The organism is Rhodoferax sp. RT5P35, from assembly GCF_056521385.1.
Genome location: NZ_JBWMAX010000004.1, coordinates 240,532 through 265,173, shown reverse-complemented (window position 1 = coordinate 265,173; position 24,642 = coordinate 240,532). Strand labels below are relative to the sequence as shown.

At 62.9% G+C, this 24,642-nt stretch carries 21 protein-coding genes; 14 read left to right on the top strand and 7 right to left on the bottom strand.

The features are described 5' to 3' along the window. The first annotated feature begins 96 nt into the window (after positions 1-96). From yajC to AC097L_RS07850, 4 genes are read left to right on the top strand one after another with little or no spacing between them, the layout of a single operon-like run. Positions 97-432 (top strand): preprotein translocase subunit YajC, encoded by a 336-nt coding sequence (gene yajC, locus AC097L_RS07865; RefSeq protein ID WP_348005989.1) that lies wholly within the window; start codon positions 97-99, stop codon positions 430-432. A 41-nt stretch (positions 433-473) separates the two neighbouring features. Then, positions 474-2,354, top strand: coding sequence for a protein translocase subunit SecD (gene secD, locus AC097L_RS07860; RefSeq protein ID WP_479585726.1), 1,881 nt, complete (start codon positions 474-476; stop codon positions 2,352-2,354). A gap of 12 nt (positions 2,355-2,366) precedes the next feature. Continuing rightward, a complete protein-coding gene (gene secF, locus AC097L_RS07855) occupies positions 2,367-3,323 on the top strand; it encodes a protein translocase subunit SecF (RefSeq protein WP_479585724.1) in 957 nt (318 codons plus the stop codon). Between the two features lie 14 nt (positions 3,324-3,337). Beyond that, on the top strand, positions 3,338-5,752 hold the full coding sequence (locus tag AC097L_RS07850; RefSeq protein WP_479585722.1) for a DUF1631 family protein: 2,415 nt from the start codon (positions 3,338-3,340) through the stop codon (positions 5,750-5,752). A gap of 60 nt (positions 5,753-5,812) precedes the next feature. On the opposite strand, the gene AC097L_RS07845 is transcribed toward AC097L_RS07850, so the two are convergent. The 3 genes from AC097L_RS07845 to AC097L_RS07835 form a co-directional block, all read right to left on the bottom strand. Continuing rightward, positions 5,813-6,307 carry a Smg family protein gene (locus AC097L_RS07845; RefSeq protein WP_479585719.1) on the bottom strand — a complete coding sequence of 165 codons (495 nt, stop codon included), beginning with the start codon at positions 6,305-6,307 and terminating at the stop codon, positions 5,813-5,815. Between the two features lie 168 nt (positions 6,308-6,475). Beyond that, complete coding sequence (dprA, locus tag AC097L_RS07840; RefSeq protein ID WP_479585717.1) at positions 6,476-7,621, bottom strand: DNA-processing protein DprA; 1,146 nt, start codon at positions 7,619-7,621, stop codon at positions 6,476-6,478. Between the two features lie 4 nt (positions 7,622-7,625). After that, positions 7,626-8,861: a LysM peptidoglycan-binding domain-containing protein gene (locus AC097L_RS07835; protein ID WP_479585714.1), complete on the bottom strand. Its 1,236-nt coding sequence runs from the start codon at positions 8,859-8,861 to the stop codon at positions 7,626-7,628. Between the two features lie 226 nt (positions 8,862-9,087). Between AC097L_RS07835 and def the strand changes: the two genes are divergently transcribed. From def to AC097L_RS07800, 7 genes are all read left to right on the top strand, one after another. Beyond that, positions 9,088-9,609: a peptide deformylase gene (gene def / locus AC097L_RS07830; protein WP_479585709.1), complete on the top strand. Its 522-nt coding sequence runs from the start codon at positions 9,088-9,090 to the stop codon at positions 9,607-9,609. After that, on the top strand, positions 9,609-10,589 hold the full coding sequence (fmt, locus tag AC097L_RS07825; RefSeq protein WP_479585707.1) for a methionyl-tRNA formyltransferase: 981 nt from the start codon (positions 9,609-9,611) through the stop codon (positions 10,587-10,589). Before def ends, fmt begins: the two co-directional genes overlap by 1 nt. Then, positions 10,570-11,295: an AzlC family ABC transporter permease gene (locus tag AC097L_RS07820; protein WP_479585706.1), complete on the top strand. Its 726-nt coding sequence runs from the start codon at positions 10,570-10,572 to the stop codon at positions 11,293-11,295. The genes fmt and AC097L_RS07820 overlap by 20 nt, the downstream gene beginning before the upstream one ends. After that, on the top strand, positions 11,292-11,630 hold the full coding sequence (locus AC097L_RS07815; protein ID WP_479585704.1) for an AzlD domain-containing protein: 339 nt from the start codon (positions 11,292-11,294) through the stop codon (positions 11,628-11,630). Before AC097L_RS07820 ends, AC097L_RS07815 begins: the two co-directional genes overlap by 4 nt. A gap of 63 nt (positions 11,631-11,693) precedes the next feature. Continuing rightward, the gene (locus AC097L_RS07810; protein WP_479585703.1) at positions 11,694-12,899 is read left to right on the top strand and encodes a phosphoglycerate kinase; all 1,206 of its coding nucleotides are present in this window, start codon (positions 11,694-11,696) and stop codon (positions 12,897-12,899) included. 170 nt (positions 12,900-13,069) lie between these two features. Continuing rightward, positions 13,070-14,803 (top strand): ABC transporter permease, encoded by a 1,734-nt coding sequence (locus AC097L_RS07805; RefSeq protein WP_479585702.1) that lies wholly within the window; start codon positions 13,070-13,072, stop codon positions 14,801-14,803. Between the two features lie 32 nt (positions 14,804-14,835). Continuing rightward, the gene (locus tag AC097L_RS07800; RefSeq protein ID WP_479585701.1) at positions 14,836-16,128 is read left to right on the top strand and encodes an ABC transporter ATP-binding protein; all 1,293 of its coding nucleotides are present in this window, start codon (positions 14,836-14,838) and stop codon (positions 16,126-16,128) included. Between the two features lie 84 nt (positions 16,129-16,212). On the opposite strand, the gene AC097L_RS07795 is transcribed toward AC097L_RS07800, so the two are convergent. Further along, the gene (locus tag AC097L_RS07795) at positions 16,213-16,803 is read right to left on the bottom strand and encodes an OmpW/AlkL family protein (protein ID WP_479585700.1); all 591 of its coding nucleotides are present in this window, start codon (positions 16,801-16,803) and stop codon (positions 16,213-16,215) included. A gap of 149 nt (positions 16,804-16,952) precedes the next feature. After that, positions 16,953-18,068: a fatty acid desaturase gene (locus tag AC097L_RS07790; protein WP_479585699.1), complete on the bottom strand. Its 1,116-nt coding sequence runs from the start codon at positions 18,066-18,068 to the stop codon at positions 16,953-16,955. A gap of 276 nt (positions 18,069-18,344) precedes the next feature. Here AC097L_RS07790 and pyk point away from each other — a divergent pair, with 276 nt between their 5' ends. From pyk to AC097L_RS07775, 3 genes are all read left to right on the top strand, one after another. Next, complete coding sequence (gene pyk, locus AC097L_RS07785) at positions 18,345-19,778, top strand: pyruvate kinase (protein ID WP_479585698.1); 1,434 nt, start codon at positions 18,345-18,347, stop codon at positions 19,776-19,778. 229 nt (positions 19,779-20,007) lie between these two features. Beyond that, complete coding sequence (gene fba / locus AC097L_RS07780) at positions 20,008-21,072, top strand: class II fructose-bisphosphate aldolase (protein ID WP_479585696.1); 1,065 nt, start codon at positions 20,008-20,010, stop codon at positions 21,070-21,072. A 90-nt stretch (positions 21,073-21,162) separates the two neighbouring features. After that, positions 21,163-21,630 carry a YidB family protein gene (locus AC097L_RS07775; protein ID WP_479585695.1) on the top strand — a complete coding sequence of 156 codons (468 nt, stop codon included), beginning with the start codon at positions 21,163-21,165 and terminating at the stop codon, positions 21,628-21,630. A gap of 65 nt (positions 21,631-21,695) precedes the next feature. Here AC097L_RS07775 and AC097L_RS07770 read toward each other — a convergent pair whose 3' ends face one another. Together AC097L_RS07770 and AC097L_RS07765 are read right to left on the bottom strand one after the other, a co-directional pair. Continuing rightward, positions 21,696-23,174: a M20 family metallopeptidase gene (locus AC097L_RS07770; RefSeq protein ID WP_479585694.1), complete on the bottom strand. Its 1,479-nt coding sequence runs from the start codon at positions 23,172-23,174 to the stop codon at positions 21,696-21,698. 30 nt (positions 23,175-23,204) lie between these two features. Beyond that, positions 23,205-24,635, bottom strand: coding sequence for a methyl-accepting chemotaxis protein (locus tag AC097L_RS07765; protein ID WP_479585693.1), 1,431 nt, complete (start codon positions 24,633-24,635; stop codon positions 23,205-23,207). Positions 24,636-24,642: the final 7 nt, after the last annotated feature.

Sequence of the window (24,642 nt, the reverse complement as noted above, 5' to 3'; positions counted from 1 at the left end):
TGCGGCATACAATTGGTTCTACCCCCGCCCAGCCGCATGGCATCTGTTGTGCCGTGTCTGCGGGTTTATTTTTGCCATTTGTCGTTGGAGCCTTCTGTGTTCATTTCTTCTGCTTTTGCCCAAACCGCTCCCGCCGCTGCTGCCACCGGCGGCGACATGATGTCGTCCCTGACGGGCATGCTGCCCCTGGTTTTGATGTTCGTGGTGCTGTACTTCGTGATGATCCGCCCCCAGATGAAGAAGCAAAAAGAGCACCGCACCATGCTCGAAGCGCTGGCCAAGGGCGATGAAGTCGCCACCGCAGGCGGCCTGATCGGCAAGGTCACCAAGATGGGCGACGGCTTTTTGAGCCTGGAAATCGCCACCGGCGTGGAAGTGCAACTGCAACGCAGCGCTGTGGTGCAGGTCATGCCCAAGGGTACTGTCAAGTAATTCCAGCACCGCCAAGTAACTAGAAAGCATTAAACGCGACCATGAATCGATACCCGGTATGGAAGTACGTGATCCTCCTGGTCGCGCTACTGGTGGGGGCCATTTACACCCTGCCCAATTTCTTCGGTGAATCTCCTGCGGTGCAGGTCTCGGCAGCCCGCGCGTCGGTCAAGATCGACGCCACCACCCTGGCCAAAGTGCAAGACGCGCTCAATGCCGCCAAGCTCACCCCCGACCTGATCGGTGTGGAAGGCGCGTCGGTCAAAGCCCGTTTCGGCAACACCGACGACCAGCTCAAGGCCAAGGACGTGGTGCAAAAGGCCCTGGTGCCCGATGCCAACGATGCCAACTACGTGGTGGCGCTGAACCTGTTGTCGCGCTCGCCGTCCTGGCTCACCGCTTTGCACGCCTTCCCCATGTATCTAGGGCTTGACTTGCGCGGTGGCGTGCACTTCATGCTGCAAGTGGATATGCAGGCCGCGTTGACCAAAAAGGCCGAATCCCTGGCGGGTGATTTGCGCACCAGTCTGCGCGACAAAAACGTGCGCCATAGCGGCATCGCCCGCAACGGCCAGGCCATTGAGTTGCGCCTGCGCGACAGCGCCACCCTGTCTGCTGCCAAGGCCGTGGTGCAAGACCAGTTCCCCGACCTGGTCACCACCGACGCGCCCGACGGCACCGAATACAAGCTCACCGCCACCATCCGTCCCGAAGCCGCGCGCCGCGTGCAAGACCAGGCGCTGAAGCAAAACATCACTACGCTGCACAACCGGATCAACGAACTCGGCGTGTCCGAGCCGGTGATCCAGCAGCAGGGCCTGGACCGTATCGTGGTGCAGCTGCCCGGCGTGCAAGACACCGCCAAGGCCAAGGACATTCTGGGCCGCACCGCCACGCTGGAAGTGCGCCTGGTAGATGAAAGCACCGAAGCCGGTGCCGCCGCCGCGGGTGCCGGTGCCGTGCCGTTTGGTGACGAACGCTACCTGGAACGCAGCGGCCAGCCCGTCATTGTGAAGAAGCAGGTCATCCTGACCGGCGAAAACCTTACCGATGCCCAGCCCGGCTTCGACAGCCAGACCCAGGAGCCCACCGTCAACCTGACGCTGGATGCCAAGGGTTCGCGCATATTCAAGGACGTGACGCGCGAAAACATCGGCAAGCGCATGGCCATCATCCTGTTTGAAAAGGGCAAGGGCGAAGTGGTGACGGCACCGGTGATCCGCTCTGAAATCGGCGGTGGCCGGGTGCAGATCTCGGGCCGCATGACCACCCAGGAAGCCAACGACACCTCGCTGCTGCTGCGTGCAGGGTCACTGGCCGCACCAATGGAAATCATCGAAGAACGCACCATCGGCCCCAGCCTGGGTGCGGAAAACATCTCCAAAGGCTTCCACAGCGTGCTGTGGGGCTTCCTGGCCGTGGCCACCTTCATGTGCTGTTACTACATGCTGTTTGGCGTGTTCTCCAGCATTGCGCTGGCCTTCAATCTGCTGCTGCTGGTGGCCGTGCTGTCGATGTTGCAGGCTACGCTGACCTTGCCCGGCATGGCCGCCATGGCCTTGGTGCTGGGTATGGCCATCGACTCCAACGTGCTGATCAACGAACGGGTGCGCGAAGAGCTGCGCGGCGGGGCCTCGCCGCAGGCGGCCATCCACGCCGGTTTCGACCGCGCCTGGGCGACGATTCTGGACTCCAACATCACCAGCGCCATCGTCGGTATCGCTTTATTGGCTTTTGGCTCGGGTCCTGTCCGCGGATTTGCCGTGGTGCACGTTCTGGGTATTGCCACCAGTATTTTTTCGAGCGTGTTCTTCTCGCGCGGCCTGGTCAACCTTTGGTATGGCCGCACCAAGAAGCTCAAAACCGTGTCCATCGGCACCGTATGGCGGCCCGAAGCGGCAGCCGAAACCTCAGTCAAGTAAGGACGCGCCAGCATGGAGTTTTTCAAGATCCACCGCGACATTCCGTTCATGCGGCATGCGTTGGTGTTCAACATCGTCTCGTTTGTTACCTTTCTAGCCGCCGTGTTCTTTTTGTTCTCGCGCGGGCTGCATCTGTCGGTGGAATTCACCGGCGGTACCCTGATGGAGGTGAGCTATTCCCAGCCCGCCGACCTGACCCGCGTGCGCACCTTGGTGGCAGGCTTGGGCCTACAGGACGTGCAGGTGCAAAACTTTGGCACATCGCAAGACGTGCTGATCCGCATGCCGGTGCAAAAAGGTGTCACGTCCGCCCAGCAGAGTGACCAGGTGCTGGCCGCACTCAAGACGGCCGATGCGTCGGTGCTGCTCAAGCGCACCGAGTTTGTGGGCCCGCAGGTGGGTGACGAGCTGGCGGTGGACGGCCTGAAGGCGCTGGCTTTTGTGGTGGTGGGCATCATGCTGTATTTGGCCATCCGCTTCGAATGGAAGTTTGCGGTGGCCGCCATCTTCGCCAATTTGCACGACGTGGTGATTATCCTGGGCTTTTTTGCCTTTTTCCAGTGGGAGTTCTCGCTGCCGGTGCTGGCGGCAGTGCTGGCGGTGCTGGGCTATTCGGTGAACGAGTCGGTGGTGATCTTTGACCGAATTCGTGAGAACTTTCGCCGCTTTCGCAAGATGAACTCCATGGAGGTGATCGACAACGCCATCACTTCCACCATCAGCCGCACTATCATTACCCATGGTTCTACCCAGATCATGGTTTTGTCGATGTTGGTGTTCGGTGGCCCTACCTTGCATTACTTTGCGCTGGCCCTCACCATCGGTATTCTTTTTGGTATTTACTCGTCGGTGTTTGTGGCTGCCGCGATTGCCATGTGGTTGGGTATCCAGCGTGAAGATTTGGTTAAAGCCTCCAATAACAAGAAAGACGAAGACCCCAACGACCCCAACGCAGGCGCAACCGTCTGACCTGCGCCTGAAATATGGCATCTAACGCACCCTCCAGCCCTGACCTGCAACTCGCACGCTTCGCGCGCGAGAGCTTGGTCACGGAGGTGGGGCAGTCTTTGGGTGAAGTCAGCCGGGCGATTGCCGGGCGCTTGACGGTGCTGCTCGAAGAAGCCCATAGCACCCGCGAAACGCATGAGCGCCAGGACGCCTGGAACGCCTTCCAGAGCCAAAGTCGCGCTTGGGAGCAGGGCACAGTGGCTGCATGGCACAAAGCCTTGCAGCCCGTGGTCAGTAGTGCAGCGGCACGCAACCCCGTTATGCAGTTCGAGCTGATGGGCGACGATGTCGTTGAAAACAAAATTCTGGCCTCGCGCCTGTCCCTGACCATTCTGGATAAGTTGGGTGAGGCCTACGGCAACCTGTGCGCGCGGATCCAATTGCTGGAATCCAGCGGTGAATTGGCCAGCCACGACCCTATTCGCCCCGAGGTGCTGATGCTGGCACTGGTCGAGCAATGGACTGCGGTGGGACTGGCGCGCAATATCCTGCCGCTGATCACCGATGCCTTGCAGCGTGAACTGGCCAGCCATTTTGTAAAAGCCTTTGAGAGCTGCAACGCCTTGTTGCTGTCTAAAGGTGTGATTCCCATCGTAGATTTGCGTTCCCGTATGAAGCGTAGCGATGCGGCTGGCGCTTCTACCGCGGTATCTTCCACAGTACCGCGCGCCGCCCAGGAGCCGCAGACACAGTCTGGCGGTATCCAGGCGGACGGGTATGCCGGCCGCTTTGAGCCCTCTCACGGGCCCGCCAATCTGCCTACGGGTCGGTCCTCCGGTGAGGCTGCGGGGCGCGGCGTTGCTTCTGGTGGCTCTTGGCAGGGCTCAGCCGCAGCCCAGGCGCACAGCCCGGCCGACGAAACCCGCATGATGACAGTGGTGTCTCCTCTGGCCCGGGCGCGGCGGCGGGCCCAGGGCGTGATGGGCCACCTCAAACGCATGCTGAACGACCACGTCAGCGATTTCGATGTCACCGAGCAGCATCCGGTGTCGCCCGCATTGGCGCAGGCGATTGCCCGCAAGCGCGATGGCGGCGATACCGACCCCATGCCCGCTGGCATGGGGTCCACGGGGCGGTATGAATACGGTGCTGCTGATGTATCCCAGGCGGCTTCGGTTCTGCGCGAGCGGTCCAATGTCCTGAAGCAAAAAGCGACGACCCAGGCTGAAAAAGCCACCATCGAAGTCGTCGCACTGATGTTCCAAAGCATCTTGGCCGAAGAGCGTATTCCGCCTTCGGTACGGGTATGGTTTGCCCGCTTGCAGTTGCCTGTGCTGCGCGTGGCCCTGGCCGAGCCCGAGTTTTTCAGTACCGTAGACCACCCGGCACGCCAGTTGATCGACCGCATGGGTTCCTGCGTCATGGGGTTTGATGCCCGGGCTATCAACGGCAGCGCCCTGGAGGCCGAGATCCGCCGCGTGGTCCAGGTGATCGAGCAGTATCCAGAAACCGGACGGCGCGTGTTCCAACTGGTGTTCGATGAGTTTGTGCTGTTTTTGTCGAAGTTCCTGACCGAAAAAGGCAGCACACAGCGCCTGGTCAGCCTGGCCCAGCAGGTCGAGCAGAAGGAAACTTTGGCTATCCAGTACACCATCGAGCTGCGCAACATGCTCAAGGACATGCCGGTGCGTGAAGAAATTCGCGCATTTTTGTTCAAGATCTGGGCCGAAGTACTGGCCATGGCGGCGGTGCGCAACGGAGCGCAGCACGCCGATACCGTGGCCCTGAAAAAAGCCGCCTCCGAACTCGTCTGGTCGGCCAGCGCCAAGCCTAACCGGGCCGACCGTGCCAAGGTCATCCAGAGCCTGCCGACGTTGCTGCAGCGCTTGCGCCAGGGCATGGGCCTGCTGGGGCTGGATACACCCACCCAAGAGGTGCACATCAAAACCATCAGCGACACGCTGGCCGATGCCTTCATGTCCAAGACCGAGGCCATTCCCCAGGCGCGTATCGACTCCATGGCCGCACATCTGGCAAACCTGGAAGATTTCTTCAGCGACGAGGCCACGGGCGATTTGCCATTGGACCCGGAAAGCATCGAGATGATGCTGGGCATGGACGCATCCACCATCGACGTGATTGCCGACGGCGGCTCCAAGCCCACCGATGCCATGCTGGCATGGGCACGCGAGCTGCAACTGGGCCACTGGTTCATGCTGGACCACAACCGGCAGGTCAACCGGGTGCAGTTCGCCTGGCGCAGCGACCGCAAGCAACTGCATCTGTTTGCCGCCATGGACGGCCGCAGCTACCTGATCCAGGCCCGCCGTCTGGCGGCCTATCTGCAGGCCGGATTGCTGGTACCGCAGGAAGAAGAAGCCCTGACCCTGCGCGCCACCCGCGACGCACTGGCCAAACTAGATGCAAACCCCGAGCGGCTGCTGGCCTAACTGCTGCGGTTTTTGTAGCTACTGGCGCAGTCTATATAAGCGTTAGGGCCTAAAAAGCCTTTAATGTGCGACCCTGTCGGACGCATCGTCGCAGAGTTCGTCCAGCACCAGCGCATCCGGCTCTTCGCCAAAACTCCAGTACACCATCAAGATGATGATTTTCAGGTCGTCCAGAGTGACGGGGTGGCCATGGGCAGCCATGGCGCGGTCCAGCACGATTTCGCGCATCACCGGTACCAGCACCCCGGCGGTTTCCAGAAAGCTCACAAAGCCCAGGCATTCGGCCCCGAGATGGTCTTGCTCGGCCACCGAGTAGACGCGCAGACTGTCGGTGGCGGGAAAGTCCATCGCCGCCATAGACGACAAGAACGGCAGCGGCAGGGCTAGGTTGGGGCTGTGGGAAGCCTGGTGCAGGCCGTCCAGCCAGCGCAGCGCCTCCGCAATTTCATCGGCTTCGAAGCCGACGGCCGACAATTTGCGACCAAGTTGCTGCGACTCGGGACAGGCATCGCCCCGCCAGTAGTTTTCATAAACGAACACGAGTACTTCAAACATAAAGTGATTATGCACACCCCCAGGCTTCAGCGCTGCGCGTCTTTCGCCAACCCCCTTGCAGGGGGCAACACCAGCAGCCTGGCGGAGCCAGTTCTGCGGTGTTTCTGGTGGGGGTGCGTTCTGCCTGGTGCGGATCGGTCGCCATCAGCGCCCAGGGGTCACGCAACTTCAGCCGGTCGCCATGCGCTGAAAAAGCCCGCCGGGCAGGCGCGCCACCTGGTTGTCTAGCTCCAGTTCCAGCAGCTGGACTTGCAGTTGGGATGCGGCAATGCCGGTGCGGGCGACCAGCGCGTCCAGGCCCACGGGGTCGTAGCCCAGGGCTGTGAGCAATGGATTTTCAGTGCCATTTTGGCCGCTTGCGCATGTTAAATCTACGTCAACAGCTATTAAATCAGGAGCATCCGACAGTTTCAACTCGTCCAGCACATCCTGGATGTTTTCCACCAGCTTGGCCCCTTGTTTGATCAGCGCATGGCAGCCGCGGGCCTGGGCGGAATGGATGGAGCCGGGTATCGCAAACACTTCCTTGCCCTGCTCCGAGGCCAACCGTGCGGTGATCAGCGAGCCCGATTGCAGCGCTGCTTCGACCACCAGCGTGCCCTGGGTCAGCCCGGCAATCAGGCGGTTGCGTTTGGGGAAGTTGGCCGACAGCGGTGGCGTGCCCAGTGGGTACTCGCTGAGCAGCAGGCCGTGCAGGGCGATCTGGTGGGCCAGGGCCAGGTTGCGCTTGGGGTAGACGCGGTCCAGGCCGGTGCCCACCACGGCAATGGTGGCCAGCCAGTCCGCAGCCCCTGCAGCAGCTTCCAGCGCGCCTCGGTGGGCCGCACTGTCCACGCCCAAGGCCAGGCCTGACACCACGGTCAGCCCGGCCTGGGCGCAGGCTTTGCCAAACTGGCGCGCATTGGCCTCGCCCTGGGGTGTGGGGTTGCGGCTGCCGACAATCGCGATGTTCTGTGTGCTGGCTGCCCGCCACAGGTCGGTACGGCCCAGCATGTACAACAGCAGGGGCGGGTCTTCCATGGCCAGCAGCGATGCAGGATAGTGTGCATCGCCCAGCGTAATGAGGTTGCGCGGTGCGGCATCTGTAGCGGTCAGCCACTGGGTGGTGGTTTCCAGTTGCGCTGCAAGTTCCGGTGGGGTTTGCTGCAGGGCTTGGGCCTGCGCCGGAGTAACAACCTCGCGCAGACTGGCTGGGGACTGCACAAACACCGCCTGGGGCAGACCAAAGCGGGCCATCAGGCGGCGTGCGCTGGTATTGCCCACGCCGGGCGTCAAAAGCAGGCGCAGCCAGCCTGCCAGCTCGTCCCGGTCCATCGTTTTAGTGCGGCGTGGTCAGCCGGTCGCCGATCTTGACACCGGTCTTGATCTCCAGAATCAGGCCGTAGGACACCCGCTCAAATGGGCGGAACACCATCAACAGGCCGTTGCGCTCGTCGGGCAGTTTGATCATGGTCTTGTCTGGGTCGGTGGAGTCGCGCAGGCGGGGGCCGTCGGACAGCAGCGAAAGCACGTGGCCGCGCTCGATGCCGTCACGCGTGCCCTTGTTGATCACCACGATCTGGTTCTGCGCGGCGTTGGCTACCGCAGCGCTGCCGTACACCGATACGATGCGGCCTTCGATGTCCTTCACCGGGGCACGGGGCACAAAGTTCAGCAGTTCGCGCTCGGGCTCGGGCAACAGGCGGTCGCCCACACGGATTTCTTCCTTGGCCGAGGCGATGTCGATACTGGCGGGAATGATGTCGAGAAACGGTTTGCCGTCGCGGTCCAGGTCTTTGGACGGGCGCTGCACTTCGCTGCTGGCCAGCACCGCCTTGCCCACGTACTGGGTTTCATAGCCCAGGATTTCACCGGTGCCGGGGTCTTTCAGCGGGGTGGCGTTGCGCATTACCCGGAAGTTGTAAGGCTTGCCCTTTTCGTCGGTCAGCGGAGCATTGGCCGGGCCGCGGGCGTAGGCGCGGTCGCCCTGGCTCAGCATCACATGGTCTTCTTGGGTGGCCACAATGCGTGGAGCCAGCGCCAGGGTGTTTTCGTCAACCACCAAGGGCTCAGACAAAAAGGGCTCGATCAAATGGGTTTGCAGCGTGGGCAGGGCGTTGTCGGCCAGGTTCTCGATACGCGTTCGCGGCGATAGGCGCACGGTGCGCATGCCGTCCCCCGATGCCGACTGGCCCGCCAACAGCATGGCCCGGCCGTCTTTTTTCACCAGCAGCAACTGCTGGCCGGGGTAGATGCGGTGCGGGTTGTGGATTTCTTGCTGGTTCATGCCCCATAGCTCGGGCCAGCGCCAGGGGGTGGTCAAAAACAGGCCTGAAATGGCCCACAGCGTATCCCCCGATTTGACGGTGTAGTGGTCGGGCGCGTTGGGTGCCAGTGCGCTCAGGGGTACGCCGTTTTGGGCGACCTGGCTGGCGGTCGCCTGCTGCGCGGGGGTGATGGGATAGTCTTGTGCCTGCGCCAAAGGGCCCCACAGGCTGGCCGACAAGGCCGTCAACACCATGGCGGCTGTTGCCACCGCCCTACGCGATCCCACTCCCGCATTTTTGTATTTCATATTTGGTTGCACCACAAATGTCCGTCGGTGCCGCAATGGCGTTGTCTGCAAATAGACGCAAAATCGACGGAAAACTAAAGACAAATTACGCGCGATTCTGCGCCCAAGCCCCTAGCGGGGCAATGAATATTGGCCCGCACTGGTTTCTACAGGCTTAAAAGTAGCGAAAATACCCACATACGGCTGGCCGCCCCGCGCCCAGTTCCAGCACTTTCGGCGAGATTTCATGGCATTACTTTCCATTCTTCAATATCCAGACCCCAAGCTGCACACCTTAGCACGACCCGTGCAGGCGGTTGACGCACGCATCCAGGCCCTGATCGCCGACATGGTGGAGACCATGTACGACGCCAATGGCATCGGCCTGGCCGCCTCGCAGGTAGACGTGCACGAGCGCCTGGTGGTGATCGATGTGTCCGACGAACGCAACGAACCGCTGGTGCTGATCAACCCGGAAATCCTCTGGGCCAGCGAAGAGCGGGTGCTGAACGAAGAGGGTTGTCTGTCGGTGCCCGGTATTTATGACGGGGTGGAGCGCGCCACCCAGGTGCGGGTGCAGGCGCTGGACGGCGCGGGCCAGTTGCGCACCATCGAGGCCGAGGGCCTGCTGGCGGTGTGCATCCAGCATGAGATGGACCACCTGCTGGGCAAGGTGTTTGTGGAATACCTGTCGCCCCTGAAACGCAACCGTATCAAAAGCAAGATGCTCAAGACCCGCCGCGCGCTGGGCCGTCCGGACGCGGGTTGATGCGCGTCATCTTCGCGGGCACACCTGAGTTTGCCCAGGTCGCGCTGGCCGCACTGCAGGCCGCGGGCTTTGAGGTCGTGCTGGCTCTCACCCAGCCCGACCGCCCCGCCGGTCGCGGCATGAAGCTACAGGCTTCGCCTGTTAAACAGCACGCGCTCACCCACGGCATCCCCGTGGCCCAGCCGCGCAGCCTGCGGCTGGACGGCAAATACGTTGAGGACGCGGCCGCCGCCCAGGCCCTGCTGCAAGCCGCCCAGGCCGATGTGATGGTGGTGGTGGCCTACGGGCTGATCCTGCCGCAGTGGGTGCTGGATGTGCCGCGCCAGGGCTGCCTGAACATCCACGCCAGCCTGCTGCCGCGCTGGCGCGGTGCCGCGCCCATCCACCGGGCGATTGAAGCGGGCGATACGCACACCGGCGTGGCCATCATGCAGATGGATGCCGGGTTGGACACCGGCGACATGCTGCTGGTCGAATCGCTGCCCATCGCCCCCACCGACACCACCGGTAGCCTGCACGACAAACTGGCCGCGCTGGGCGGCAAGCTGGTGGTGCAGGCCCTGGCACAACTCGACACCCTGGTGCCCGTACCCCAACCGTCTGAGGGCATCACTTACGCCCACAAGATCGAAAAGCGCGAGGCGGCGATTGACTGGACGCAGAGCGCCGGAGCCATAGTGCGCCGCATCCGCGCATTCAATCCGTTCCCCGGTGCGGCCACGCTGCTGGCGGGCGAGAGCCTGAAAGTCTGGGCCGCCAGCGTGTCGGAAGCAGCACCGCCCGCAGACGCGGTTTATGGATCAATCATGGCTGTAACGCAGGATTACATTGCGGTAGCTGCTATGGATTCCATAGTAAACATCACCCAGGTGCAGCGCCCCGGTGGCAAACGTCTGGCCGTGGCCGACTTCCTTCGCGGCTGCAACCTGCAGCCCGGCATGGTGTTTGAAAGCGCGCCGGATGTTCCTCAAGCGCGCTAACCGCCAGCACCCGGAATTCCGCATCGGCGCATCCGAGATGTGGCCGCAAGCCCCGGGCATGGCGGCCTGGGGCCTGATGACCGGCGTGGCCATGGCCAAGTCGGGCATGAGTCTGTTCGAGTCGCTGCTGATGACCCTGACCGTGTTTGCCGGGAGCTCACAGCTGGCGGCCACCCCCTTGCTGATTGCGGGCGCACCGGCCTGGGTGGTTCTGGCCACCGCGTTTTGCGTCAACCTGCGCTTTGTGGTGTTCAGCCTGCACCTGCGGCCCTACCTGATGCATCTGCCCTGGCTGGAGCGCATCAGCCACGGCTACCTGACCACCGATTTGACCTACGTGATGTTCACCCGGCGCTTTGCCCACCCGGAGGACACGCCCGAGGCCCACCGCGCCCACGAAGCCTACCTGGCGGGCAGCAACACCGCCACCTGGCTGAGCTGGATGCCGGTCAGCGTGGCCGGTGTGGTGCTGGCCAACTTCATCCCCACCACCTGGGGACTGGGCTTTGCGGGCATCCTGTGCCTAATCGGCATTTTGTGCTCGCTGGCCAGCACCCGGCTGCGCTTGCTGTCGGCGGCAGTGGCGGCCACGGCGGCCATCGTGGCCTACAACCTGCCGTTCAAGCTGAACATCGTGGTGGCGATTGCCGTGGCCGTATTGGCCTGCATGTCGGCCGAAAAACTGAGCCCCAGGGTGGCGGTATGAACGGCGAGACCCACTGGCAGACCGTAGCCATCATCGTCGGGCTGGCGCTGATCTCCGTGCTGACGCGCTGCTTCTTCTTTTTGACCCGCAAATCCGCCAGCCTGCCGCATTGGGCCCAGCGCGGTTTGCAGTACGCCCCCATTGCCGCCCTGTCCGCCGTGGTGCTGCCCGAGGTGCTGATGGTCCAGGGCCACCTGTTGGCCACCTGGATGGATGCGCGGCTGTTTGGCGCCGCCGCCGGGGTGCTGGTGTACTTTTGGCGGCGCGACGTGCTGCTGACCATCGTGGCCGGCATGGCCGTCTACCTGCCGCTGCATCTTGGCTTAGGCTGGTAACTTTTGGCCCGGCGGGGCTCCTAAAATGGCAGGCTGATTCCACCCACCTACCGAGACACCGCCATGAACGTCATCCGCTTCTCCGATCTGTGCGCCCAGGGCCAAGCCGCAGGCCAACGTGTTTTCATCCGCGCCGACCTGAACGTGCCGCAAGACGACAACGGTGCCATCACCGAAGACACCCGCATCCGCGCCTCGGTGCCGTGCATCCAGATGGCGCTGGACGCTGGCGCGGCGGTGATGGTGACCTCGCACCTGGGCCGCCCCACCGAGGGCGCGTTCAAACCCGAAGATTCGCTGGCCCCGGTGGCCAAGCGCCTGGGCGAGCTGCTGGGCCGGGATGTACCGCTGGTGGCGAACTGGGTGGATGGTGTGCATGTGGATGGCAAGCCGGTAGCCCCCGGCCAGGTCGTGCTGCTGGAAAACTGCCGCGTGAATGTGGGCGAGAAGAAGAACAGTCCCGAGCTGGCCCAGAAGATGGCCGCGCTGTGCGACATCTTCGTGAACGACGCGTTCGGCACCGCCCACCGCGCCGAAGGCACCACCTACGGCATCGCCGAATACGCCAAGGTTGCCTGCGCAGGCCCCCTGCTCGCGGCAGAGATCGATGCCATCACCAAGGCCCTGGCCCATCCCCAGCGTCCGCTGGTGGCCATCGTGGCGGGCTCCAAGGTCTCCACCAAGCTGACCATCCTGAAAGCCTTGTCCGAAAAGGTAGACGGGCTCATCGTGGGCGGCGGCATTGCCAACACCTTCATGCTGGCTGCGGGCCTGAAGATCGGCAAGAGCCTGGCCGAGCCTGACCTGGTAGACCAGGCCAAGGCGGTGATGGAGGCCATGCAGGCGCGCGGCGCGGCCGTACCCATCCCCACCGACGTAGTCACCGCCAAGACCTTTGCCGCCGATGCCGTGGCCACCGTCAAGGCCGCCACCGATGTGGCCGACGACGACCTGATCCTGGACATCGGCCCGCAAACCGCCGCCGCGCTGGCGCTGCAACTCAAGTCGGCCGGCACCATCGTCTGGAACGGCCCGGTTGGCGTGTTCGAGTTCGACGCGTTCGCCCACGGCACCGAAACGATCGCCCGCGCAATTGCCGAAAGTGCTGCGTTTTCGATAGCTGGTGGTGGAGACACACTGGCCGCCATCGCCAAATATGGCATTGAAAAGCAAGTCGGCTACATCTCGACCGGCGGTGGCGCTTTCCTGGAAATCCTGGAAGGTAAAACCCTGCCCGCATTCGAGATTCTGCAAAAGCGCGCAGCCTGATGGCGCGGGGCGCGCAGGTGCCCCCCATTATTCACAGGGTAGACACACAGCGGTGTTCCACTCGCGCCCTTTGAACACGCTTTAGGGTGAAAGTGGGCCGCGCCATAAGCGGTCATGTTGGCGGTAGTGTTGGCAAGCATGGGGCTCGCCCATGGCAAAAGGGAGTCTTTATGTTTGAGCTGCGCAACCCCCAATCGCGGGGCAACCGCCTGTTGGGCAAGACACCCAACCGGTGGGACTTTGCCCTGCTGCCGCTGGTGTTGGCGATTCTGTTGGCCATGGCGTTTGCGGCCGCGCAAATGGCCCGCCCGTTTGCCATGGGCGAGACGCTGGATATTTCGCTCTCGCCCGCCTACCTGCCGTACTACCTGCTGCGCACCATTCTGCGCATGTTCCTGGCGCTGGCCTGTTCGCTGCTGTTCAGCTTTGTGTTTGCGGCCATCGCCGCCAAATACCGGGCGGCCGAGAAGGCCATGATCCCCATCCTGGACGTGCTGCAGTCGGTGCCCATTCTGGGCTTCCAGGCGATTGCGATTGCGCCCTTCATTGCGCTGTTTCCGGGCAGCTTGCTGGGCGTGGAATGCGCAGCCATCTTTGCCATCTTCACCTCGCAGGCCTGGAACATGGCCTTCAGCCTGTACCAATCGATCCGCAACGTGCCCGACGAGCTGAACGAGGCGGCGCGGGTGTTTCGCCTGTCCGGCTGGCAGCGCTTTTGGCGGCTGGAGCTGCCGTTTGCCATGCCGGGGCTGCTGTGGAACATGATGATGTCAATGTCGGGCGGCTGGTTCTTTCTGGTGGCGGCCGAAGCGATTTCGGTGGCTAACCAGGACATCAAGCTGCCGGGCATCGGCTCCTACATTGCCGTGGCGATTGACGCCAAAGACGGCTGGGCCATCGGCTACGCGATTGCGGCCATGCTGGCGGGCATTTTGTTGTACGACCAGCTGTTCTTTCGGCCCCTGCTGGCCTGGGCCGACAAGTTCCGGTTCGAAGAGTCGCAGGGCGACACGGCACAACAGTCGTGGCTGCTGGACTGGATGGGTCGCAGCCACTGGATGCGCGGCCTGAGCGCGCATTTCTGGAAGCTGATGCGCGGTGCGCTGGGCTGGTTCAGCGTGCGCGGCGATGTGGCCGTGCGCGACGCGCCGCCCGCGCCCGACAACCCGCTGTGGGAACGTGTGTGGGACGTGGTCCTGGTGCTGGCCGCCTTGGCGGCCTTGGCCTGGCTGGTGCTGTTTGTACACACCGTGGTGGGCTGGGGCGAGGCCGCGCACGTGGCGTTTTTGGGCCTGATCACGCTGACACGGGTGCTGCTGCTGATTGGGCTGGCCTCGCTGGTCTGGGTGCCGGTGGCGGTGTGGATCGGCCTGCGGCCTGCGTATTCGCAGCGGGTGCAGGCGGTGGCGCAGTTTCTGGCGGCTTTTCCGGTGAATCTGATGTTTCCGCTGGTGGTTTACCTGCTGGTGACCTGGCGGCTGAACCCCAACATCTGGCTCAGCCCGCTGATGGTGTTTGGCACCCAGTGGTACATCCTGTTCAACGTGGTGGCCGGGGCGGCCACCATCCCGAACGAGCTGCGCCTGGCCGCCGACAACCTGGGCGTGAAGGGCTGGCTGAAGTGGAAGCGGGTGTACCTGCCCGCCGTGTTCCCCAGCTATGTCACCGGGGCCATCACCGCCAGCGGCGGCTCGTGGAACGCCAGCATCGTGGCCGAGTACGTGACTTGGGGCAAAACCACCCTGGTGGCCGATGGCCTGGGCAGCTACATCAAGCAGATGACCGATGCCGGGGACTTCCACCGTATCGGCCTGGGCATAGGCGTGATGTGCATTTTTGTGATGGTGTTGAACCGCTTCTTCTGGCGCAAGCTGTATTTGCTGGCCGAAGACCGTAGCCGCTAGTGTGAAAGTTGATGAGAAGTTTGGGGAATGCTATGAATTTGATCGAATTGCAAGGCGTGGCCAAGTCCTTCCGCGCCGCCGACGGTACCGCCCGCAGCGTGCTGGAGTCGGTGGACTTCCACCTGGCCGATGGCGAAATTGTGGCCCTGCTGGGCAAGTCGGGCTCGGGCAAATCCACCCTGCTGCGCATCATGGCCGGGCTGATTCCGGCCGACCACGGCAAGGTGGAATACCGCCAGCGGCCCATTTATGGCCCGGTGGCGGGCATCGCCATGGTGTTCCAGTCGTTTGCACTGTTTCCGTGGCTGACGGTGCAGCAAAACGTGGAGCTGGGCCTGGAAGCCCAGGGCGTGCCCGCGGCAGAGCGCGAAACCCGCGCCGACGCGGTGCTGGAGATGATCGGCCTGGCCGGGTTTGGCGGGGCCTTGCCGCGCGAGCTGTCGGGCGGCATGAAGCAGCGGGTGGGCATTGCCCGCGCCCTGGTCACCAACCCCGACATTTTGCTGATGGACGAAGCGTTTTCGGCGCTGGACGTGCTGACCGGCGAAACCCTGCGCAACGACATGCTGGAGCTGTGGGATGGCGACCAGATCCCCACCAAGGGCATCCTGATCGTCTCGCACAACATCGAAGAAGCCGTGATGATGGCCGACCGCATCATTATTCTGGCCAGCGACCCCGGCCGTATCCGCGATGAAATCAGCATCGACCTGCCGCGCCCGCGCGATGCGGATTCGGTGGAGGTGCGGGCGCTGATCGACGAGGTCTACGGCCTGATGACCCAGCGCCCCACGCAAGAGGCCACCGCGGGTGCCTCGGCCACCGCGCACCTGGGCTACCGCCTGCCCGAAACCGACATCAGCCGCATCGAGGCGGTGCTGGAGCTGCTGGCCGATCCCCCGTTCGACGGCCACGCCGATCTGCCGCAGCTGGCCGAAGAGTCAGAGCTGGCCGATGAAGAGCTGTTCCCCACCTACGAAGCGCTGGGCCTGATGGGCCTGGCCCATGTGGACAAGGGCGACATCGTTCTTACAGCCCTGGGCCGCCACTATGTGGATGCCGACCAGGCCCGGCGGCAGGAGATTTTCGGCCAGCAGCTGCTGACCCACGTGCCCCTGGCAGCGCATATCCGGCGCAACCTGGAGTCCGAGTCCAGCGGCACCCTGTCGGAGAAGCGCTTCCTGGACTTGCTGGAAGAGTTCATGGACGCAGTGGAAGCCAAGCGCGTACTGGAAGTGGCCATCGAATGGGGCCGCTACGGCGAGGTCTATGGCTACGATTACCACACCGGTCGGCTTACGCTGCCCGAGAAGTCGGAAACCTGAGTTTGCTATTGAATAAAGAGCTACTGGCGTAGGTAGAACCTGCGCCAAGTGCCGATTTAATACGCAGATTCAACGACAAAAATACTAGAACTTCCAGCCCAGCCCGATGCCGAACAACACCGGGTCGACCTTGAAGGTGCCCAGCTTGGCACCGCCAGCCGCCACGTCGGTGCGGATATAGACCTTCTTCAGGTCGAAGTTCAGCACCAGGTTGTGCGCCAGCGGGATGTCCACACCCACTTGCAACGCGGGGCCGAAGCTGTTGCGGTCCACGGTCACACCTGCGGGCAGGTCCACCGCGCTCAGGCGGGTGTAGTTCAGGCCTGCGCCCACGTAAGGCGTAAAACCGGCTTGGGGCGCGTGGTATTGCAGCGTTAGCGTGGGCGGCAGGTGTTTGAAGCTGCCGATGGGGGTGCCGCTCGCGCTCAGCGTCTGCTTTTGCGGCACGGTCAGCACCAGTTCGGCAGCAATGTTGGGGGTGAAGAAATAGCTGATGTCCAGTTCGGGCAGCCACTTGTTGTTAATGGACAGTGCCAGCGGCGTCGTGTCGCCATTGGCGCTGTCCAGGTGCACGGCACGGGCGCGTACCAGCCAGGGGCCAGGGGTGCTGGACTGGGCCAGGGCGGCGGTGGACAACAGGGCGCAGAGGACCGCGGCGATCATTGGTTTTTGCATGCTCTTCTTTCAATCAGCGTTCAATCAGGTTGTGGGAACATCCCACCCCTTGATTACAGAAGAGCGTGCGCCTTCGGACTTTGCGCGGCATCAAACTGGGCGCACACCCGGTTTGCGGCAGATCAAGAGTCCACCCGGTTCAGGTATTTTCAAACGCTTTGTGGGCGTGGCGTGCTGGTCGCCTGGCCCTGGAAGTCGGTCCAGCAATGGCGCGTGAAGTCGTACAGCTTACAGGCGCGCGCGGTGTCGAAGTACCAGCGCCACGAGAAGCGCTGCACCACGATGCGCCCGGGCAGCAGCTCTTCCAGTTTGGCCTGCGCCATCTTGAGCTTGTACAGCGGGATACTCATGTCCACGTGGTGGGCGGTGTGCTCCATGATGTGGTGCACCAGCGCGCCGATCTGCAGCGGGAAGGTCAGGTGCACCGTGGTGGACACAAAGGGCTGGGCCCGCAGCCATACCGCCCGGTCGTCGTGCCACGACACCTTGACGTGCGTGTGGTGGCCGTAGATCACAAAGCCCATCATGTTGAACCAGAAGAACATCGGTACGGCAAAGCCCAGCAACAGCAGCAGCGCCACCGACTGGCCGGTAGCCCAGGCGGCCACGGCCAGCGCCGCCATCCATACCAGGGCAAAGGCGCTGACCAAAATGCAATCCCAGGTGAAGATGGCGCGGTTGGTATTGCCCATCTGCGATTGGGGCGGGAACATCATCTTTTTGCCCCAGATCTCGACCAGGTAGTACAGGCCCGGCCCCCAGCCGCTGCGGTAGATGCGCTGCAGCAGCTTGCCCACCGGTGACAGCGCAGCGTATTCAGCCTGCGTCAGCGGGGCCCAAACAAAATCCACTCCCTTGAGGTTGGTAAAGCCGTGGTGCACCACGTTGTGGCCCACGTCCCACAGGCTGTAGGCGGTGAGTGAAGGCAAAAATGCGATGCGCCCCAGCCATTTGTTCAGGCGGCGGTGCGGGGTCAGGCTTTGGTGGCAGCCGTCGTGGCCGATGACAAACAAGCGCCCCACCACAAAGCCCGCCACCAGCCCGCACAGCAGCTTGGCCCACACCGATGCCAGCAGCACCGTACCGGTCAGCAGCGCGCTCAGCACCGCGTAATCCAGCGCCAACAGCAGCAGCGCCCGCAACGTGGTGCGCTGCGACAGCGGAACCAGCCAGGAACGGATCACCTTGCGGTGGGGCAGCGGTGCGCCGGGGGCCAACGGTGCAGGGTCCGGTGCGGAACGGGGGTTTTCAATCGAAGAAGACATGGCAAAACACGGTAAACGTGGAGTTCGTGTGGATGAATTGCCTAGCGGAGCCGGGGGCCGCGCATGGGTACGCAAATCAGTTGCCGCGATGCTATGTGCGCTGCGCGGCGGCGGTACTGACGCAGATCAAAGCATTTGCAGCGCCTGAGACCGATGTAACTTTGTACCATGGCCCTATGCCATCGGCACAACTAGGGTTTTCATGCTTGTCTTGTAACCTTTTAGTAACTATTTTCGTGTGAAAATAGAAACTAAATTACAACGGAGACTTTTGTCATGCCCCGCCTTGCTACCAAAATTGTTGCCACCCTTGGCCCTGCTTCCAACTCCCCGGAAATTCTGGAACAGCTGATCCGGGCGGGTGTCAACGTAGTGCGGCTGAACTTCAGCCACGGCAAGGCACAGGACCACATCGACCGGGCCATGATGGTGCGCGAAGCCGCCAAGCGTGCGGGTGTGGAAGTGGCCATCATGGCCGACCTGCAAGGCCCCAAGATCCGCGTTTCCAAGTTTGCCGAAGGCAAGGTCATGCTGGAGCCGGGCCAGAAATTTGTACTGGATGCCGCCCGCACCGAACCCGGCGACATCCATGGCGTGGGTCTGGACTACAAAGAGCTGCCCCGTGAAGTCAAGGCGGGCGATGTGCTGCTGCTCAATGACGGCCTGATTGTCATGACGGTGGACTTTGTGCGCGGCGAAGAGGTGCACACCATCGTCAAGCTCGGCGGCGAACTCTCCAACAACAAGGGCATCAACAAAAAGGGCGGTGGCCTGACCGCTCCGGCGCTGACCTCCAAAGACATGGACGACATCAAGACCGCCATGTCTTTCCAGGCCGACTACGTGGCCGTGAGCTTCCCCAAGAACGCCACCGACATGGAAATGGCCCGCCAACTGTGCAACGTGGCCGCAGCCGAATACCGCCACAAGCCCGGCATGATCGCCAAGATCGAACGCGCCGAGGCCATCCCCCACCTGCAAGCCATTCTGGATGCCAGCGACGGCATCATGGTGGCGCGCGGTGACCTGGCGGTCGAAGTCGGCAACGCTGCCGTGCCCGCCCTGCAAAAACGCATGATCCGCATGGCCCGCGCCAGCGACAAAGTGGTTATCACCGCTACCCAGATGATGGAGTCCATGATCACCAACCCGGTGCCCACCCGCGCCGAGGTGAGCGACGTGGCCAATGCCGTGCTGGACGGCACCGACGCGGTGATGCTCAGCGCCGAAACCGCCGCCGGTAAATTCCCGCTGGAAACCGTGTTGGAAATGGCCAACATCTGCTATGAAGCCGAAAAGGCCGAGTACGGCGAACTGGAGGCCGACTTCAAGGGCAAGATATTCAGCCGCATCGACCAGTCCATCGCCATGGGCGCGCTGTTCACCGCGCAGCACCTGGGTGCCAAAGCCATTGTGGCCATGACCGACAGCGGCTCCACCGCCTTGTGGATGAGCCGCCACAGCATCCACGTGCCCATCTACGCCCTGACCCCACGCCTGGCCACCCAGCGCAAGATGGCGCTGTACCGCAACGTGCTGCCCTTGCTGATGGACGCCAGCACCGACCGTGACACCGCGCTGGAGCAGGCCGAGCACCACCTCACCAAGCGCGGCATCGTGCAGCGCGGCGATGTGTACGCCATCACCTGCGGCGAGCCCATGGGTGCCCCCGGCGGCACCAATATGCTGAAGATCTGCATGGTGGGGTAGCTGGGCACACCCCCAGGCTACACACTGCGTGTTTTCGCCAACCCCCTTGCAGGGGGCAACACCAGCAGCCTGGCGGAGCCAGTTCTGCGGTGTTTCTGGAAGAGGTGGGTTTGCGCTGTGGTTGGCGACTGTATGGTGGGCCTTTCCACTGCAGCGCTAAAATCTGTGGAGTTACCAAGCGGTTACCAAACTGCCGGCTTCCATTTTTTAACTCTCAGGAACCACCACCATGGCACTCGTCTCTATGCGCGAACTGCTGGACCATGCCGCCGTTAACGGCTATGGCATTCCGGCCTTCAATGTCAACAACCTGGAGCAGGTCCAGGCCGTGATGCAAGCGGCGGACGAGGTGGGGGCACCGGTCATCCTGCAGGCCAGCGCTGGTGCGCGCAAGTACGCGGGCGAGCCGTTCATCAAACATTTGATCCAGGCTGCGATTGAGACCTGGCCGCACATCCCGCTGGTGATGCACCAGGACCACGGCCAAAGCCCCGAAATCTGCCAGGGCGCGATCAACCTGGGCTTTAGCTCGGTGATGATGGACGGCTCTTTGCAGTCCGATGGCAAAACCATCGCCAGCTTTGACTACAACGTTGAAGTCACCCGCAAAGTGGTCGAACTTGCGCACCGCGTCGGCGTGACGGTGGAGGGTGAGCTCGGCTGCCTGGGTTCACTGGAAACCATGAAGGGCGACAAGGAAGACGGCCACGGCACCGATGACACCATGACCATGGCGCAGATGCTGACCGACCCCGAGCAGGCCGCCGAATTCGTCCAGCGCACCCAGATCGACGCGCTGGCCATCGCCATCGGCACCAGCCACGGCGCGTACAAGTTCACCCGCAAGCCCACCAGCGACATTCTGGCCATCCAGCGCATCAAGGAAATCCACCTGCGCATCCCCAGCACCCACCTGGTGCTGCACGGCAGCTCCAGCGTGCCACAAGAGCTGCTGGCCATCATCCGCGAGCACGGCGGCGACATGAAGGAAACCTACGGCGTGCCGATCGAAGAGATCCAGGAAGCCATCAAGCACGGCGTACGCAAGATCAACATCGACACCGATGTGCGTCTGGCCATGACTGGCGCCATCCGCAAGTTCTTCACCGAAAACCCCGACAAGTTCGACCCCCGCGACTACCTCAAACCGGCCCGCGAAGCTGCCAAGAAGCTGTGCAAACAGCGCTTTTTAGAGTTTGGTTGCGAAGGCCAGGCCGCCGGTGTGAAGGGCCACACCCTGCAGGTTGTGGCTAGCCATTACGCTGACGGTCTGCTGGCCCAGGTGGTGCACTGAAACCATGAACGCCTTGTAAGCGCGCTCTGGTGGGGTCTGCCCCTTGCAGTATGCTGACCAGGTTTTATCGTCACTTACCAAGGAAACTCCATGGGCTTACTCGACTCGGTTCTCGGCGCGGTTTTGAACAACGGCCAGCAACAGGCGCAACCCCAGGGCGGCCTAGGCTTGGGCGGCATCATCGGCATGCTGGCCAGCAATCCGCAGCTCATCCAGGTGGTGACGGGCATGCTGAGCAACAACGGCGAACACGGCGGTTTGGGCGGTCTAGCCGACAAGTTCAGCCAGGCAGGCTTGGGCGATGTGCTAGGTTCTTGGATGGGTAGCGGCCAGAACCAGCCCATCTCTGCTGACCAGCTGACCCAGGTGCTGGGTTCGGACGCGATGTCCGGTATCGCCGCCAAACTGGGTGTGGACCCCCGTGAAGCCGCAGGCCAGTTGGCCCAGGTGCTGCCTGGGCTGGTAGACCACCTGACCCCCGCAGGCCAGGCCCCTGAAGCCGGTTTGGGCGACAGCAGCGACCTGTTTGGCATGCTGGGTGGTTTGCTACAAAAATAATAGCAATTAGCGTAGGTGCTATCTACACAAAAGCCACTTTTTATTCAAAAAGTGGCTTTTTGCTTTCAGGCTGCTTCTGCCTGCATCGGGAAGCTGGCAATCACCTGCGCCACGGCAGCAGTGAGCTTCTTGGCGTAAGGCACGTGCAAAAACTCGTTCGGGCCGTGGGCGTTGCTCTTGGGGCCCAATACGCCACACACCATCATCTGCGCCTTCGGAAAGCCCTGTGACAACATGTTCATCAGCGGAATCGTGCCGCCCTGGCCGATGTAGCCGCAGGGTGCGCCGAACTGGGCTTGCGACGCAGCGTGCAGCGCGGTTTCAAACCACGGCGCGGTGCTGGGGGCGTTCCAGCCGGTGGCGGCACCGTCGGGCTGGAAGGTCACGCGGGCCTGGTAGGGGGCGTTGTCTTCCAGCAGGGTTTTGAGTTCTTGCACGGCAAGGGCCGCATCCACCAGCGGCGGCAGGCGCAATGACAGCTTGAAGGCGGTGTAGGGGCGCAGCACGGCCCCGGCGTTTTTCAGCTCCGGCAGGCCCTCGGCCCCGGTGACGCTGAGCGTGGGGGCCCAGGTGCGGTTCAACAGGGCCTGCACCGGCTCGGTGGTGGTGGGCAGGCACAGGGTGCTGGCGCCACCGCAGTCATAGTGCGCCCAGGGAAAGCGTTTGTAGATTTCGTCGCCCAATATGGCTGCCGTGGCGCGGGCCTGCAGCAGGCGGTCGGCCGGCACTTCGCAGTGGAAGCTGGCGGGCAGCAGGCGGCCGGTGGCGCTGTCTTCCAGCCGGTCCAGCACCTGGCGCATGATGCGAAAACTCGACGGCACCAGGCCGCTGGCGTCACCTGAGTGCACGCCCTCGGTCAGCACCTCTACCTTCAACACGCCATTGGCCAGGCCCCGCAGGCTGTTGGTCAGCCAGAGCTGGTCGTAGTTGCCCGCGCCTGAATCCATGCACACCACCAGCGCCACCTCGCCCAGCTTGTCGCGCATGGCATCCACATACGGCAGCAAGTCATAGGAGCCGCTTTCTTCGCAGGTTTCGATCAGGCCGACGATGCGCGGGTGCGGCACTTTTTGCGCTTTCAGTGCCTGCACGGCGGTGATGCTGGCATACACGGCGTAGCCGTCGTCGGCACCGCCCCGGCCATACAGCTTGCCGTCCTCGTACTTGGGGGTCCAGGGGCCGAGGTCGTTGCGCCAACCGGTGAACTCGGGCTGCTTGTCCAGGTGGCCGTACATCAGCACGGTCTGGCGGCAATCGGTCTGGCTGGCGGGCACTTCGAAGTACAGCACCGGTGTGCGGCCTTCCAGGCGGATCACTTCCAGCGTCAGGCCTTCGACCTTTTGCGCTTCCACCCAGGTGGCGGCGTTGCGCATCACCGTGTCGATGTAGCCGTGCTCGGACCAGGCCGCGTCGTAGGCGGGCGACTTGGCGGGGATGGCGATGTAGTCGCTGAGCTGGCGGACGATGTCGCCGTCCCAGGCGGCGGTGGCGTGGGAAAACATTTGGGCAGGGTTCAAAACAGAGGCGGAGACACGGGCGTTCATGGGGGCTTCCTGCAGTGCAAAACCCACAGCTTACGCCGTTCGAAATACATCTACCGCGTCAACAAGCCTTTGGGCCTGATCGTGCAGGCTGGCGGCGGCGGCGGCCGACTGCTCTACCAGCGCAGCGTTTTGCTGGGTCATCTGGTCGAGCTGGGCGATGGCCTGGTTGACCTCGGAGATGCCGTCGGACTGCTCGCTGGAAGCGGCAGTGATCACACCGATGATGTCGCTGACCCGCTTCACCGAGTGGACGATCTCGGTCATTGTGCTGCCCGCGTTGTGCACCAGCCGCGAGCCGGAATTCACTTTTTCCACCGACGCACTGATCAGCGCCTTGATCTCCTTGGCGGCTTCGGCGCTGCGCCCGGCCAAGGACCGCACCTCGCTGGCCACCACCGCAAAGCCGCGCCCCTGCTCGCCCGCACGGGCAGCCTCGACGGCGGCATTCAGCGCGAGGATGTTGGTCTGGAAAGCAATGCCGTCGATCACGCCAATGATGTCGGCGATTTTCTTGGAGCTTTGGTTGATGTCGTCCATGGTGCTCACCACCTGGCTGACCACCGCGCCGCCGCGGGCGGCCACCTCGGCCGCCGAGGCCGCCAGCTGGTTGGCCTGGTGGGCGGCATCGGCCGATTGTTGGACGGTGCTGGTCAGCGTCTCCATGCTGCTGGCGGTGCGCTGCAGGTTGCTGGCGGTCTGCTCGGTGCGCGCGCTCAGGTCCAGGTTGCCAGTGGCGATCTCGCTGCAGGCGCTTTCGATGCCGGTAGTGGCACCGCGAACGGTGGACACCGCTTCGTCCATGCGCGCCAGCGCGGCTTGCAGGGCCTGCGCCACCGGGCTGCGAATGACTATGTGGTCTACGCTCAGCGCGATGCCGTCAGCTCGGTCCACGCTGCCCACCAGCGCCACCAGCTCTTCGCCTTGGCGGGCGGTGCGTCCCATACCCAGGGCCAGCACCACTTCCAACGCCGTCTGGATCACCACGTAGGTGGCGTGCAGCACGATGCGCAAAAAGTCAGGTGCGGTGGTGCAGTAAAAGCCCAGGCCCGCCGCCTGCAGCCGGTCAAACAGCACATGGTGCACCGCAAACAACGCTGCTCCAAAGACGATGGGCCGCCAGTCCAGGTACACCAGCAGCAGCGCCAGCGTGACGAACACGCCAAAGTGCAGCTCGATCATGCCGCGTGCCAGCTGGATGTGCAGCGCCACCATCGCCACCTGCACAAAGGCCAGCACCAGCCGCGAGGCCATGGTGCCCTTGGACGTGGCATAGGCCAACCCCGCCACCACCAGCAACAGCAGCGATGCGCCGATGGCCAGCCCGGCATCGACAAACTGGAACCCTAAAACGACTGCGGCGATGGCACTGAGTGCAATCGCCACTAACATCACCCTATCGCCCAGTAATGCCTGGGAAATAGGTTGGGGGATATGCTGCTTGCTGTGGGAATGTGCATTCATTATGAAG